The sequence below is a fragment of the Streptomyces soli genome, assembly GCF_003999195.1.
Taxonomy (GTDB): domain Bacteria; phylum Actinomycetota; class Actinomycetes; order Streptomycetales; family Streptomycetaceae; genus Actinacidiphila; species Actinacidiphila soli.
Genome location: NZ_RJVR01000085.1, coordinates 1 through 13,830, shown reverse-complemented (window position 1 = coordinate 13,830; position 13,830 = coordinate 1). Strand labels below are relative to the sequence as shown.

The following is a 13,830-nucleotide window of genomic DNA, read 5'->3' as shown; positions in this document are numbered from 1 at the left end:
CGCCCGGCCGGGCCGGCAGCAGCCAGCCCGGCCTCCGCCGGTTCGCCCTCACCGTCCGCCGCCTGGCCCCGGCCGCGGCCGTCCTCGCCGCGCTGGCCGGTTGCGCCGGCCACCAAGCGCCATCGTCCAACAGCACCGGGAACGCAGCCAGCACCATCCATAACCTGGGTGCGGTTCCCATCCCCTCTCCGCCAACGGCCCAGGCCACCCCAACCGCCGACGCGCACCGCTTTCAGCTCGTCGCCATCGGCGACTCGGTACAGGCCAACCTCCCCGGTACCGGAGCCGTGATCCAGGCGTCCGGCCCCCTCTACAACGTGCCCACCACCGGCGTCAGGCCACCCGACCACGTCACCGGCACCATCACCATCGCCGTCAGCCAGGCCACCACCCCCCTCACCATCAAGGCCGGTGATTTCACCTCGCGCGACGAAAAGGGCAAGATCGTCTCGCTGGCTCCCACCGGGGCCCCGGCCGTCACCGTGACCCCCGGGCACCGAGCCACCCTCACCCTCACCGGCACCTTCCACCAGGGTGCCGCCCAAGTAACCTGGCGCCACAACGGCAAGGTCATGGTGATCTGGGACTTCACCATCGAACTCGACTAGCGCATCCCGCCGAAGCCGCCGGAGGGTCCGACCGAACCTCTGTCAGGCCGGCCCCGCAACCCAGCTACGCCGCAGCCGGTCTGCGCATGCTCGCGTGGGAGGTCGGCGGAGAGAGTTTGCCCTCATCATGGCTGCGTGACGTCGGGGCGCGGCCCGAACGCCCGCCCGTGCCGGAGGTCATGCAGCCGGACGGGCAGCAGGCCGATCTCCTCGCACAGCTCGGTGAATCGGCGGGTGACGTTGGCCGGGTGGAGCCGTTCGCCGTTCTCACGGGTGAAGGCCCGGCTGGCCTCGCCCCAGGCGTCGCTCCAGAACCGGCGACCGCACAGTGACGAGCCGCGTTACAGGCCCACTCAACCGCGTGGTTGCGTTCTCCCCGGGGACGTGGCGGAACCCGTCGACATGCATGAGTTTTCGGTTCGCCGACGCGGATGATCTTGCCGGGCCGATCAGTTCCCGACGGGGAGGAAGCGACCGATCTGGTTGAAGGCGCGGGTGAGCTGGGCGGCATCCGCTGCGGAGACCTTGCCGTGCTGGCGCAGGTCGCTGAGCTGCTGGCGCAGGTCCTGAAGGGAGTGGGTGGCGTCGCCGGGGTTGTTGCTGTGGAGCTTGGTGGACAGGTCGTTGAGGTGGTTCCGCAGCTGTTGGGCGGCGTCCGGGCTGAGCTGGTTCGCGGCCTCCTGCCGCGACACGAGTCCCTGCGCCGCCGCGATGGCCTGGACGGCGTTGGCCGGTCCGGCAGGGGTGGACTTGGCGGGGGTGGGCTTGGCGGGGGACGGCTGAGCGGTCCTCAGCGTGGCGGTGGGGGGCGTGGTAGTCACCGGCGTGGGATTCGAGGAGGAGACCTCGGCGGTGGTCGGGTGAGCGGCCCCCGGGTGGCTGGCGAGGGCCGCGCCGATGAGGACGGACAGTGCCAGGGTGGTCACGCCGACGGCACCGACCAGCGCGGTCCGGCGCCGGTCCCAGCGGATCGACGGGGCTGGTGAGCCCACCGTCGGCTGCACCGCGGTGGCCTGTGGTGCCCTCGCGCACTCGCTCAGCCGCCGCTGCACATCCCGGGCGGTGGCCGGCCGTTGCCCCGGTCCTTGGCCAGCAGTTCCATGACCAGGGTCTCCACCGCGGGCGGGATGCCGCTGTGCAGGGCGCTGGGCGGTACCGGCGCCTCGTTCAGGTGCCGGTGGAGCATGCTCAACGCGTTGCCCCCGGGGAACGGCGGGTTGCCGGTGAGCATCTCGTACAGCACGCAGCCCAGCGCGTACAGATCGGTGCGGGTGTCCACTTGGGCGCCGACAGCCTGTTCGGGTGCCATGTAGGAGGCGGTTCCGATCACCGCAGAGGTCCTGGTGAGCGCGGCCTGCGGGCTGTCGGTGAGCCGGGCGATCCCGAAGTCCAGTACCTTCACCGTACGGTTCGGGGTAAGCATGATGTTGGCGGGCTTGATGTCGCGGTGGATGATCCCGACGTCGTGCGCGGCGGCGAGGGCCTGCGCGGTCTGGTCGGCGATGCTGATCGCGTGCGGCACCGCGAGCGGGCCGGCCTCCAGCAGCTGGTGCAGACTGCGACCCTCGACCAGTTCCATGACCAGAAACGGTGTCCGGCCCATCGTGTCCGCGTCGAAGGCGGTGACGATATTGGGGTGCGCGAGTCGGGCCAGCGTCGCGGCCTCGCGGCGGAAGCGCTCGACTTCGTCACGCGCGGATCCCATCTCCCCCCTGAGGATCTTAACGGCCACCGAGCGACCCAGCCGGAGATCCCGCGCCCGCCAGACGGCGGCCATCCCTCCATGCCCTATCTGGGTGTCGAGTTGGTACCGCTCCGCTATCACCTGTGACTCCACCCGGGCATTATTCACCGGCATCGCTCCTTGTGGACTCGGGCCTGTGGACGCCGTCGCGTGATCCGGCCCTCCCCGGCCCTCCCCGGCCCGGCGCGGCAGAGGCCGTCCAGGGCGGCAACGAGAACGGCGCGCTCCCCTCGGCGATGCGAACTCATCGATCGCCGCAGCCTCATCGGCGTGATCTCACGGGGGTCCTGGACGAGTTGTGCGAGAAGCGGAGGCCCCGCGAGTCGGGGGAGTCTCGCGGGGCCAAAGAACGGTCGGCGCCCAGGATACGTCGTGCTGTGCGCCTATCGCCGCTGTCAGGGCCGCTGTGCGGCGCGGTGCCGGGGTCAGTGGCGGCGGCTGCGGACCAGTCGGGCCGCCGATACGGATCCGACGCCGGCGAGCAGGAGTGCGATGCCGATCGCGAGCCAGGTCACGGAGGAGGTACCGGTGTGTGCCAGGCTCCCGCCGGGCGCCGGGGTCGCGCTGGACGCCGGGGTCGAGCTGGACGCCGGTGACGACGGGGTGCTCGAGGATGCGTGCAACGGCTGGACGTCGAACCGCATCTACGCATCCGACTCGGAGTCGGACGCGGCCCGCCAGTCACTCGCGTGCGGCACGGCTGGATTGACATCATCGAAGAAGGGCGGAGGCCGTGGAGATCGCCAAACTCGTCCTGGAGTACCTCAAGGTGCTCGTGTGGCTGTGTTTCGGCCCCGCCGTGCTCATCTATCGTGAAGCTCCCTGCAAAGGAATTCCGCGCCCGCCGCCGACCCTACTTGCGGCGACGGAAGCCGAGCGCGCGCGAGAGTTCGCCGACCGGCGCGAGCATGTGTCCGCCGTCACCCGCGCACCACCACACGGCCGCGCCGTTCCACTCCGAGCCGTGGACGCCGAGGTCGTGTCGGGGGCACACCGGCCAGACCCGCCAGGTCCATTCGAGCAGGCTCTCCTGGATCATGATCGCCAGGCTGGTCAGTGCCATAGTCGGGTCGTCGCACATGCTCGGCAGGATGTGGCCGCCCCAGTTGAGCCGTTCGCCGTCGGCAAGGCGGACACCGGCTCCCACCGGGAACCAGTCCTCCAGGACCTCGATCTCCGGTTCGCCCTGGATCCCACGCGTGGGCAGGTCGCGGGCTATGATCCGCAGCGCGGCGCGCAACGTCACCAAACGCTCAGGGGCGAGGTCGAAGCCGGGTTCGAAGCCGGCGTCGTCCAGGACGCGCCAGGCCAGGGCGGTCATCTCCGCCGGCGACACCTCGGCCGGGTTCCGCTCGACGACCTCCAGGATGGCGTCGCTGCAGTGGAACCAGTCGAGCAGTTCGCAGGCGAGGGCGACGACGTGCTGCGGGTCAAGGTTGTCCTCGCGCAGGCCGCGGTAGACCCTTCGCTCCAACTGCTCAGTATTCGCTTCGTGCTCAGCCATGGAGTCGCTCACCGGCCCAGTATTCCGACGCGGCGAGGCTCCCCGCTGCACGATTGTCGGTATCACGCCTTACGCGATCAGAGCCGCCTGCCTGGCCCTCAACGGGGATGAGGAGACGTTCCTCTTCGGGTGTAGTCCTGGATGGAGGGAAGGGCTGAGCTGGGAGAACGGTGTTCGGGGCTGTGCGCGGGGCTGCTCGTCTACCGTGAAGGTGGAGGAGGGTGTCTGTGGTCGGGCCCGAGGGGCGGTTAGCACCTGTCCGTCTCCGTGATGCTCACCCCAAGTATGGCCCGTGTACCGGCGACCCTCACGGCTCGTCGCCAGCCGATGGCGGCGTGGCTCCGGTCGTGGTGGGGCAGCATGTTCCTGCCTGCCCCTACACCGTGAGGAAACGTCATGCCGGCTGCTGCTCGCCATACCTCAACCGCCCTGCTCGCCGTGCTTCTCTTGGCAGGGTGCACGCCGACCGCCGGCAGTGGCGCCAACGCTCCGTCCGGGAAGGATGCGGCGCCAACTGGCGCGGGGGCCAATTCGTCCCGGGCGATCGCGGTCGGCGCCGGCCCGCAGGCTCACTACACCGTGCAGGAGCAGCCGACTGCGGGCAGCTGTCACTACCGCTATGACCACAGTCAGCCGCTGGAGGACCCGGCGTGTACGCCGGGCGCGATATCGCCGGCCGTCACGCAGGCGAACCTGACGTCGACGATCTGCCGCAAGGGCGGGTACACCTCCGGCATCCGCCCGTCGTCGTACGTGACGGGCAAGGAGAAGGCGCTGAACGCGAAGTCGTACGGCTACACCGGCTCCATGCGGGACGCCGAGTACGACCATCTGTTATCCGGCGTCGCCCTGAAAACTCGATGCGTTTGGCCAGGTGGCACGGTGCGCGGCATGCCGGTGTCGATCGCCTGATGGAAGCCGCGGGCCAGCGCCAACGGGCTTCCAAGGGTGCGACGTTCACCGGGTGGGGCGCGTGGAACGCGGCGCGGGACGTGAGCGCCGCGGTCCACGGCTTCATGGAAGGAACTTCACCTCTGGGAAGGCCGCGCTCGGGCCGTCGAGCAGATGCCCTCGGCGGTGCCGCAGGTGCAGGTCGAAGAAGGCGAGCGGGTAGGCCTGTTGGATCCGTACCGACCGGGCCGGGTCGAGGGTGCCGATCCAGTCCTGGATCTGCTGGTCGGTCATGCCGAGGATCTTGCCTGCCTGTGGGATGAGCGTCGCGTTGTCGCCGTATGAGTTGTGGATGGCCCCGTCGGCCTGGATGTTGAGCCGCCAGCCGCGAAGGTGCGTCCAGAACTCGGCGACGTCCGGCATGGCGGCCCGAGTGAACACGGCGGTCATCATCATGAACGGCCGGTCCAGGTCGGCGGTGATGGTCGGCTGCATCGGGCCGTCGATGCTGAGCCCGGCCCTAACGCGCTGGTCGGCGAGCATGGTGAGCGCAGTGGCGGTGCCACCCTTCGACCAGCCGAACGTGCCGATGCACCGCGGGTCGAGGGCGCCGAGCAGGCCCGGGGGCAGTGGCCTGCCGTCGATGTCGGGGTTGTGCCCGGCGGCGAGCCCCTCCACGCAGTCGAGCAGGAACCGGAGGTCGGCGGCGAAGTCCCTCGGGTACATCGGGACGTCGTCCGGGGTGACCACCCGGCCGTCGGGGAACTCGGTGAACGTGTCGTGGGTGTGGTCGACGGTGACCACGGCGTAGCCGTGGCTGGCGAGTTCCTGGACCATGATGGTGTGGTCGCTGCGGTGGCTGCCCGAGCCGTGCGAGTACACGATGACGGGCAGGCGGTGGCCCGTACGGTGCACGGGCGCGCCCAGGTGCCCGGCGGTGAGCGGGCCGAGGGCGGGGTCGAGGGGGAAGCCGACGTCTGTTAGGAACGCCCGCAACGCGCCCTCGGTCATCCAAGGGGCGCGCGGCAGATTCTCCGCCCTGCGGGCGGGGTACCAGACGCTGGCCATCAACTCGCGGTGATGCCCCGGGCCGGCCACGGGATCCGGGCGTGAGGTGTCGACGAGGTGGAGCGGCACCGTGCCCACCGGGTGCGGTCCGGTGGGCGGAGGCAGTGTGAGTTGCACCGGGCTGGAGGCGGTCGGAGCCGCCCACGTGCGGGATGCGACGCCGAGCGGCACGGCAGTCCCGAGCCCAGCGATCAGCGCTGTCCCGAGCATGCGACGGCGCGTCATTGGTTTTCGGCTGTTGGACGCCGTGACGGTCATGAATCCTCCCGAGTCTGGGTTTCTTGGACGGAACCGGGCTCGCAGCCCGTGGCGCTGGGTGTGGCGTGGCATCGTCACGGCCTCGCGCTGCTGCAGGTGCGGCTGGTTGCGTTTGGCGGCCGGCAGGCGCGGCGGGCGACCGCATGTCGGTGTGCTTGCATCGGGTGTGTGTCACGTGTCGGCGATGGCCACAGTGCGGGGCGGGCCCTGCCGGTCCGGGCCGTTCGCGGTGGCGGGCGGTGACATGAACCATCCGCCAAAAGCCGGCCCGGCATGGCGTCCGGCTGGGCAGGGAGGGCCGGGGTGGCCCGCGGTCGCAGGGGTGACCGCAGGGCGCGCCACCGGCGCGGGCCGCGTCGAAAAGACCTGGAAGACCTCACACAAGACCCGGCTGCCAGGAGACCCGACAGAAGCCCTGGCCCGATCCGGGCCGCCGACCGGGCCCCGGATCCCGCTATGCCGCGCTCGGTGGGGTTACCTGGGCGCGGCGCCGGCGCGCGCGCAGGAGGGAGACCGCGCTGCTGAGCAAAACCACGAGCAGGGCGCCCACGCCCGCGGGGGAAAGCGGGTAGAGCAGCGACGCCGTCATCTGCAGCGCGATGGGAAGCAGGGCCACCGCCAGACCCGCGGCAAACAACCGGTCACGCCTGCTAAAGAGCAGAGCGACCGCGAAGGCCCCGGCCCAGAGCGTATGGGTGATCAGCGGGCCCCCCGTCAGGGGGTAGTAGGCGCCGACGAGCAGCGCCACCCACAGCGCGACAGTCAGCGCGGTGGTGCCCGCGATCGCGGCGCGCTGTGGCTGGGAGGGGCCGAGCAGGTCCCTGGGCGCGGCGAGGACGACGGCGCCGGTGAGCAACGGCACGGTCACGTTCAGCGCAGCGCCCGCGTAGGTGCTGGCGAAGAGGTGGGAAAGCAGGAGCAGGGGGAGGCCGGCCAGCCGCAGCACCGTCGCCGGCACGACCAGTGCCCGCGCCGCACTCCAGCGCCCGGTCCAGACGGCCGCGAGTGCCGCCAGCCAGAGCAGCGGCATGAGGCCCTGGTTGGCCAGGAAGAGCACGCCCGGGAGTGAGGACGAGCGCGGGATCCGGATGCCGTCGGGGGCGAAGAACCACAACAGGTTCGCCACGCTGCCGCCCGTCGCGACGGCGACCGTCAGCGGTGCCGCATGCGCCAGGACCTGACCGGCAGCCCGGTCGGAGCCCAGGCCGGTGCGCTGCCGCAGGCCGTGCCCGGCGACGTCGAGCGCCTCACGCAGCCGAACGAGCGAGCCGGCGTCCTGCGTGGCCTCAGCGTAGATCGCGCTCAACTCGGCTCCGTGCTCGGCACGGTAGGCGGCCGGGTGGAAGCGCAGCGCCCAGCGCAGGGCGCGCGACGCGTGCTGCTCCGTCATGCCAGGGCTCCCTTCGGGCGGGCGGCGGGGGCACGGCGGGCGGCCATCCGGCGCTCCGCTTCGGCGACGACGGCGCGCAGCCGCTCCGTCTCGGCGGCCAGCGTGGAGCGGCCGGCCTCGGCGAGGGCGTAGACCTTGCGGGCCCGGCCGTCGACGACCTCCTCGCGCTCGACTCGGATCAGGCCCTGCTGGAGCAGCCGGTCCAGCGCGCCGTACAGGGTGCCGGTGCGCATCCGCACGCGGCCCTGGGAGATCGCGTCGATCTCCTGGATCAGTCCGTAACCATGCCTGGGCTCGTCGGCCAGGGCGGTGAGCAGGAGCAGCGTCGGCTCCTGAAGCGGTCGGTCACTCATGCCACCTATATATATAGGTGACCGGCATATGTTGTCGAGTGATGCGTCGGTGTCGCTCGAAAGCCCGGTCTGCTACCTGGCCCGCAGTACTTGGTCGCCGAAGCTCATTGAGTGGTGTCTGCTACGTCGCGGTTTTCATTCACCTCGTCGCATGTCCAACTTGCGTCGCAGGGCGAGCAGTTCGCCGTTGGCCGCAGCGAGAGCGGCCTGTAACTGAGCGACCTCTTCGCGGTGTTTGCTCCGGTCTGTTGCTAGGTGTTGGGTGAGGCGGCGGATAAGGGTGCTGGCAGCGGCTTCGGTGTCCGGGTCGTGAACGGCCTCGTCTCGAGTGGCTAAACGTCGTGAACGGCGGAGGGCTTCGACTTGGGGGCGGAGGGCTGGGTGCCGGTAGATGAAGTCGGTGGACACGCCTGCTGCCCGGGCGATTGAGGCGACACTCACGGGGGTGTGCGTCGAGCGGGCCTGTGCGAGTGCTTTCTCGACGGCGTTCTCGGCTCGTTTCCGGCGCCTCTGCGTGGCTTCGGTGAGGGCTTCGATGCTGCGGCTCACGATGCTCCCTGATGGTGGGACGAGGCGTGGTGGAGCCGTGCCTGCGGGGCGCCGGCGCCACGGACGGCCGTGGTGGTGCCGTCGCTGTGGCGGATGCGCTCGATCGCCAGCAGGACTCCGTCGAGGGCGGCGATCTCTTCGCCGCGTCCGCGGAGCCAGATGTTGTCGTCGGTCATTGGCTGGCCGAAGCGCTGGGTGTGGGCCTGCTGACGCTGGTGGACGAGCGCGACGGTCTGCTTGCGCTGCTGGTGGAGTACGTCGGCGAAGGTGGCGTCGGTGACGAACTTCGTGCAGGACAGGCAGGCGTTTCCCTTGTCGCAGGACTGGCGGGGCGGCAGGGTGCAGTAGCCATTGGGAAGGATCCGGTCAGTGCGCTGGTCCAGGGCGAGGGCTTCGAACATCTCTCGCGGGTCGCCGTCGTAGGGACGGCCGTCGGCGGTGACTTTCTGGTAGCGCAGGAATTCCCGCTCGGCCGTTGCGGACAGGGTCCGGGCGTAGTGCATGAACATCGCGGGGGTTCTGTGGCCCATGTAGCGCATGGCCACGTGCAGGGGGACGCCGGCGTTGAGGAGGCTGGTGGCCTTGGTGTGCCGGAAGGTATGGGTCTTGGAGATCTTGATCAGGTGGCCCTGGTCGTCGCGCAGGTCGATGGCCGCGGCGAACGCCGTCAGGCGCGGGCGGGCTGTGGTCGCGGGGTAGGAGTGGTCGCCGATGCGGTTGTTCCGCTCGCCCAGGAATAGGTACTTCGGGGCGATGCCGGCTCGGTTCTGGTCGACCATGAAGGCGCGGGCGTACTTCTGCTGCTCACGAATCAGATCGAGGGTTTCCTGGTCGATCAGGATGGTGTTCTCATCCGTGATGATCTTCGTCTGCTGGTAGCGGAGTCGTGCGACGTGGCCGTCCGGGTCGGGGAAGGCGATGGCGACGATCGGGTCGAAGTCGAGCAGGGTGATCTCGCTGATCCTCCTGCCGGTCTTGATCAGCAGACCGACGATGCGGACCAGCTGTTCGTCGTCGAACCCACCCTCGTCCTTGGGCTGAGCGAGCAGGCCGCCGTGCGCGGCGATCCGGCTGATCACGGAGTCGCTCAGGACGGCATCGGGCGGCGGAGCCTTGGGGCCGGTGGGCTTGTCGCCGTAGCGGAACAGCACGGTGCGCTGCGGGCCCAGGCGCTGCCAGCGTGGTTCGCTCAGGGCCTCGGCGGCTTCCTGGCGTTCTTCGAACAGGAAGCGGTAGAGCTGCTCCAGCCCCGTCATCGCCGCGCGGCGCTGGATCTGACCGAGCAGCGCCCCTTTGTTCGCTCCGCCCGTGCAGCGCTGCTGGTTCAGCCACTGGCGGAACCCCTGGACCCACCGCCCGAGCTGGCGCTGGTCGTCGACGAGGTGCGGGCCGTCGCAGCCGACGGCGTCGAGGTAGCGCTGGAACCACGAGAGGTTCACCTGGCGGGTGAAAGCGGTGCTCCAGGTGTAGACGCCGCGCTCCAACTGGCGCGACAGCCACCACTTGGCGGCCTCGCGCAGCCACGGCGTGGTGAGGTGGCTGAAGTAGATCAGGTTACGGCGCTTGGGCTCGTGCTCGCGCAGCGGGATGCGCGTGTCCAACTGCGGGTTCCATACATTCAGCTCCCACCACGGACCCTGGTGGTAAACGTGAACGAGCAGGTCCAGTGTGCGGCCCAGGACGCGGCCCATGGCCGTCATCTGATTGGCCGCGATCGGCTCGCCCATGCGCGTGCGGGCCTTGCGGATCCGGCGGGCCCACTCCTCCCGGGACAGATCGGTCAAGCTGACCAAACCCGACGAGCGGGTGTCGGCCAGGACCAGGGCGACCTGGCGGGTGAGCTTCGTCGTGTACTGCGCTTGGATGCGCATGCCGAGTTGCACCTGCCGCTCGATCGACCAGGCGAACTCGGTGACCATGCTGGCCGGCAGGCCCCGCAGATCCAGTGCGACACCCTTTTCACGGGCGCGGTAGGACGGCTGGTTCTCCAAGATCGCGTCCAGCCAGTGCCGGGGCATCGTCGCCCGGTTGAAGTACGACTCCAGTGCAGCTGCCGGCAGTTCTTCCGCCAGACGTGCATTGATCTCCGCGTCGAACATCCCGGTGTGGCCCAACCGCGGGTCGGACTGGGCCGTGCGCCGCGGCCGATAGAGCAGGGCCTGGTTCATGTGACCGCACCCCAGCGTGCCGCCAGCACCTTCCAGTCCGCGGCAGCCCGCATTGCGGCGTCCTCCGTGACGTGAGCGTAGGTCGTCATCAGCGTTTGGATGTCGGCGTGTCCGAGGCGGCGCTGCACGACGTGCTCGGGAACGCCGGCCATGAGCAGCGCCGTGGCGTGGGTGTGCCGGAACCAGTGCGGGGTCCATCCTGCTGGCAGCAGCGGGTGCCTGCGCTTGAAGCCGTTGATCCAGTCGTAGATCGTCTCCGGCCGCAGCGGCCGCCCGAACTCTCCCCGGAAGACATTGACGAACACCGGATCCTCATCGCGCAGTTCCTGGCCCAGGTCGACCAGCCAGAACAGGTACTCCCCGTAGAGTTCGTCGAGGTCATCGCTGATGTAGACGCGCCGGTACTGCTGGTTCTTCACCCGCAGCCGTCGCCGCTGGTCCTCGCGCGGCTGCACCTCCACCCACGCGGTGGTGCCCGTGCCCGGATGCCAGTCACCGTGCTGCATCAGCAGTGCATCGGCCAGGCGGAGTCCGGTCTCCTCCAGCAGCATCCACAGCAACCGCATGCGCAGGTCCCCGACCCAGCGTTGGGCCTCGGTCTGGAAAGCAGCAGCGTCCTGCTTGATCACTGTGATCTGCAGGGGCGTCAGGAATGGTGGCGGCGACTTCGGGTCGCGGCGTCGGCCGATGACCCGACGGCTCTGGCCTCCGCCGAGGTGCCCGAGGAACGAGGCGTACCGGCCGCGTGATTCCATCGTGCCGCCCTTGACGTGGACGTAGAACTGCCGGGCAGCGGGCACGTCCGCGACGATCGCCTGGTAGCGGTAGAAGCTCATCACCGCGGTCAGGGCTGCGTCGACGGTGCTGTCCGGCACGGGCTTGTCCGGGCGTAGCCTGAGCACGGAGGGGTCGCTGCCGCTGTTGCGAAGCCGCTGCCTGAAGCGAGCCAGGTCCTGGACACCGACCTTCCGCCAGTCCTGATCGCGCTCTTCGAGCAGCGACCACCACAACGCGAGGCCGTGCGCGTAGCTACGGACGGTATGCGGCGAGTACGGCTCCTGCCGCAAACGCTCCAGATACTCCTCGGCCGCTTCCACGACACGCCACTGCCGATCAAGGACAACGTACGTGACCTCGTCACCACACGTGACGCGCTGCCTGACTGCCATGCCCGCGACCGTAGGCACCCGGAACGTCCGCCGCGCATCGATCGTCATCGGCGTCACCGTCGCGAGCGAACAACACCAGATAGTGCCGTTGCGACCGGCACAGACCCAGTATCTTGCCTCCCGCCAGCGACGTCAGCGGCACCCAATCGCAACCCCTGATGTCACCTGATCTCGTTGCAGCTCGGCGGCGACCCCAACGACCCGCGCAACCTGTGGGTGGAGCCGCCCTCGCCCGGCCATAAGGCAGGTGCCGGCCCCAACAACCCCAAGGACGCCGTGGAGACCAAACTCCACACCGCGGTCTGCGCCGGTACCACCACCCTCTCGCAAGCCCAGCAGGCCATCGCCACCGACTGGCCCACCGCCTTGAAGACTCTCGGTATCGGTTGATCGTGAGCCGGCTCACCCATGCCGCAAATCCCCGCGCTCCGGCAGCCATCGGCGAACTCGGCGGAGACGCCGCAGGCTCGCCCAACGCGCACCCCCCGATCTCTTCGCCCCAGCAGTGCGAGCGTGGAACAACCGGTGACGCCCAGCCCGAAGAAACCGGAAGAATCACCCCAAAGAGCGACGCCTCACTTCAAATCTACGGTCCTCTCTGGCGGTCGAGCTCGTTCCGTCGCTGGGCACGGTGCGGTATCGGCGTCGGGTGAAAACTGGTTCTGGCACACTTTCCGTGCTGGCGCAACGGAGCGTTACCACCCGCCATCTGGAGCAGATGTCACACGGCGGGAATGCGAGGTTCTGTGCGTATGATGCCCGCTGATGATCATGGAGCCCGTGACGCTCTGTGCCCTGGCACGGAAAGTGTGCCAGAACCTGAAAACTGACCGCTGAACGGCGGATCAACGGTGACCCACCTCGCGATCGTCTGACCATCACGGTCCCCTCTCGTCTCACCTTCCCCATATGGGTCATCCGGGGGTGCTACTTCTTGCGGAAGGGCTGAGTCTGGGATCAGACGGCGGGAGCCGCCGACTGTCTACCCCGCTGCGTAATTTGGCCGGTGGCCCCGCCTACGCTGGAGCTTCTAATGAGCCCGTCTGTGACGTCTCTGGTCGTTATTTGCGACTGGCCGTTGCTTCAACTCGGTCTCGCGCAGGCAATCAATACTCAACCGGACTTGCAAATTACGGCCTTCGCTAAAAGCGTCGATGACTTGTTCTGCGAGGCGAATGACGTAGAAATCATTGTGCTAATCAACTTGCAGATGTCTGATCAGGTGGCGTCCGACCAGGTCGCTCAGTTGCACCGGCAAGGGCACGCGGTCATTGCGCTATCGACTTCGGAGGCGCAGTCCGACGCCGTCCTGTGCATTAAGGCCGGTGCTCGTGGGTATCTGAGTCGGCAAACCGACGATTCGGAGTTGGTGACGGCCATCCGCGCTGTCGCCTCAGGAAGAAGTTACTTGGGCGCCAGTCTCGCTGGTCAGAGTCTACCTGCGCCCCCTCCCCATATTAGTAGCCGCGAGAAGCAGATCTTGCAGCTTGTCGCTAACGGCGCGACAGACCGCGAGATTGCTTCCAAGTTGAACATCACTGAAAACACCGTTCATACACACCTGGAGCGACTACGTAGAAAGAGTGGCTCTCGCCGCAGGGCCGACCTCACCCGCTTGGCCCTAAAATATGGTGTATGGGAGAACCACTCCACAGAGTAATCAATTAGGAGCTGATCTTCGCGGGCACCGCGTCCAGGTGCACTGAAGCACCGACTTCGCAAGTGCGGCCTGCGATTTACGCGGTGGGACACTTGCCTCACTCGCTGGTGCGCCCCATACGCCAACGGCCAAGATCAATTCTCGGTGTACCACATTCAGCAGCTAGAGCCGGCGCACCTCGCAGAGGTTTCCCTCCGCGAGGTGCTGAACTCGTCTGATCGCCCTCCGTTTAACCGACGAGACTGATCGACTCCGGAAGGCCGGGGGCTCCGCACAGTCAACGATCAACCCTGCGACGGGTTCTGGGTGTCGCCGCCGGTCTGCGACGGGTTCTGGGTGTCGCCGCCGGTCTGCGACGGGTTCTGGGTGTCGCCGCCGGTCTGCGACGGGGTGTTCTGGGTGTCGCCGCCGCCGGTCTGCGACGGGGTGTTCTGGGTGTCGCCGCCGCCGGTCTGCGACGGGGTGTTC

Annotated in this window: 13 protein-coding genes and 2 pseudogenes; 4 read left to right on the top strand and 11 right to left on the bottom strand. The window is 68.6% G+C overall.

Features of this window, described 5'->3' with window-relative positions:
* Nucleotides 1-608, top strand: a 608-nt coding sequence (locus EFK10_RS47100) for a hypothetical protein (protein ID WP_164835866.1), incomplete at its 5' end; no start/stop codon positions are given.
* A gap of 449 nt (nt 609-1,057) precedes the next feature.
* On the opposite strand, the gene EFK10_RS06920 is transcribed toward EFK10_RS47100, so the two are convergent.
* The 4 genes from EFK10_RS06920 to EFK10_RS06905 form a co-directional block, all read right to left on the bottom strand.
* Nucleotides 1,058-1,612 (bottom strand): FIMAH domain-containing protein, encoded by a 555-nt coding sequence (locus tag EFK10_RS06920; protein WP_127354865.1) that lies wholly within the window; start codon nt 1,610-1,612, stop codon nt 1,058-1,060.
* Nucleotides 1,613-1,644: 32 nt separating this feature from the next.
* Complete coding sequence (locus EFK10_RS06915; RefSeq protein WP_127354864.1) at nt 1,645-2,466, bottom strand: protein kinase domain-containing protein; 822 nt, start codon at nt 2,464-2,466, stop codon at nt 1,645-1,647.
* A gap of 311 nt (nt 2,467-2,777) precedes the next feature.
* Nucleotides 2,778-2,996, bottom strand: a complete 219-nt coding sequence (locus tag EFK10_RS06910) for an LPXTG cell wall anchor domain-containing protein (protein WP_127354863.1) — start codon at nt 2,994-2,996, stop codon at nt 2,778-2,780.
* Nucleotides 2,997-3,205: 209 nt separating this feature from the next.
* Entirely contained in the window at nt 3,206-3,856 is a 651-nt protein-coding gene (locus EFK10_RS06905; RefSeq protein WP_127354862.1) for a hypothetical protein, read from the bottom strand.
* A 396-nt stretch (nt 3,857-4,252) separates the two neighbouring features.
* Here EFK10_RS06905 and EFK10_RS47095 point away from each other — a divergent pair, with 396 nt between their 5' ends.
* Nucleotides 4,253-4,768 (top strand): hypothetical protein, encoded by a 516-nt coding sequence (locus tag EFK10_RS47095; RefSeq protein WP_322973288.1) that lies wholly within the window; start codon nt 4,253-4,255, stop codon nt 4,766-4,768.
* A gap of 102 nt (nt 4,769-4,870) precedes the next feature.
* Here EFK10_RS47095 and EFK10_RS06895 read toward each other — a convergent pair whose 3' ends face one another.
* From EFK10_RS06895 to EFK10_RS06870, 6 genes are all read right to left on the bottom strand, one after another.
* Complete coding sequence (locus EFK10_RS06895; protein ID WP_240677043.1) at nt 4,871-6,025, bottom strand: alpha/beta hydrolase family protein; 1,155 nt, start codon at nt 6,023-6,025, stop codon at nt 4,871-4,873.
* A 502-nt stretch (nt 6,026-6,527) separates the two neighbouring features.
* A complete protein-coding gene (locus EFK10_RS06890) occupies nt 6,528-7,463 on the bottom strand; it encodes a hypothetical protein (RefSeq protein ID WP_127354860.1) in 936 nt (311 codons plus the stop codon).
* Nucleotides 7,460-7,816: a PadR family transcriptional regulator gene (locus EFK10_RS06885; RefSeq protein ID WP_127354859.1), complete on the bottom strand. Its 357-nt coding sequence runs from the start codon at nt 7,814-7,816 to the stop codon at nt 7,460-7,462. The genes EFK10_RS06890 and EFK10_RS06885 overlap by 4 nt, the downstream gene beginning before the upstream one ends.
* A 135-nt stretch (nt 7,817-7,951) precedes the next feature.
* On the bottom strand, nt 7,952-8,365 hold the full coding sequence (locus EFK10_RS06880) for a DUF6262 family protein (protein WP_127354858.1): 414 nt from the start codon (nt 8,363-8,365) through the stop codon (nt 7,952-7,954).
* On the bottom strand, nt 8,362-10,533 hold the full coding sequence (locus tag EFK10_RS06875; protein WP_127354857.1) for a tyrosine-type recombinase/integrase: 2,172 nt from the start codon (nt 10,531-10,533) through the stop codon (nt 8,362-8,364). Before EFK10_RS06875 ends, EFK10_RS06880 begins: the two co-directional genes overlap by 4 nt.
* On the bottom strand, nt 10,530-11,702 hold the full coding sequence (locus EFK10_RS06870; protein ID WP_164835864.1) for a tyrosine-type recombinase/integrase: 1,173 nt from the start codon (nt 11,700-11,702) through the stop codon (nt 10,530-10,532). The genes EFK10_RS06875 and EFK10_RS06870 overlap by 4 nt, the downstream gene beginning before the upstream one ends.
* A 162-nt stretch (nt 11,703-11,864) precedes the next feature.
* Here EFK10_RS06870 and EFK10_RS06865 point away from each other — a divergent pair.
* Nucleotides 11,865-12,092 (top strand): annotated as a pseudogene (locus EFK10_RS06865) (hypothetical protein); the annotation flags it as partial.
* Nucleotides 12,093-12,747: 655 nt separating this feature from the next.
* Nucleotides 12,748-13,362 carry a LuxR C-terminal-related transcriptional regulator gene (locus EFK10_RS06860; protein WP_164835863.1) on the top strand — a complete coding sequence of 205 codons (615 nt, stop codon included), beginning with the start codon at nt 12,748-12,750 and terminating at the stop codon, nt 13,360-13,362.
* A gap of 284 nt (nt 13,363-13,646) precedes the next feature.
* Here the strand turns inward: EFK10_RS06860 and EFK10_RS47090 are convergent.
* Nucleotides 13,647-13,830: pseudogene (locus EFK10_RS47090) on the bottom strand (hypothetical protein); the annotation flags it as partial.

Bases quoted from the DNA above. Each gene is read 5' to 3' on its own strand.
- EFK10_RS06915 (WP_127354864.1), bottom strand. From the start codon at position 2,466: ATGCCGGTGAATAATGCCCGGGTGGAGTCACAGGTGATAGCGGAGCGG.
- EFK10_RS06910 (WP_127354863.1), bottom strand. From the start codon at position 2,996: ATGCGGTTCGACGTCCAGCCGTTGCACGCATCCTCGAGCACCCCGTCG.
- EFK10_RS06905 (WP_127354862.1), bottom strand. From the start codon at position 3,856: ATGGCTGAGCACGAAGCGAATACTGAGCAGTTGGAGCGAAGGGTCTAC.
- EFK10_RS47095 (WP_322973288.1), top strand. From the start codon at position 4,253: ATGCCGGCTGCTGCTCGCCATACCTCAACCGCCCTGCTCGCCGTGCTT.
- EFK10_RS06895 (WP_240677043.1), bottom strand. From the start codon at position 6,025: ATGCTCGGGACAGCGCTGATCGCTGGGCTCGGGACTGCCGTGCCGCTC.
- EFK10_RS06890 (WP_127354860.1), bottom strand. From the start codon at position 7,463: ATGACGGAGCAGCACGCGTCGCGCGCCCTGCGCTGGGCGCTGCGCTTC.
- EFK10_RS06885 (WP_127354859.1), bottom strand. From the start codon at position 7,816: ATGAGTGACCGACCGCTTCAGGAGCCGACGCTGCTCCTGCTCACCGCC.
- EFK10_RS06875 (WP_127354857.1), bottom strand. From the start codon at position 10,533: ATGAACCAGGCCCTGCTCTATCGGCCGCGGCGCACGGCCCAGTCCGAC.
- EFK10_RS06870 (WP_164835864.1), bottom strand. From the start codon at position 11,702: ATGGCAGTCAGGCAGCGCGTCACGTGTGGTGACGAGGTCACGTACGTT.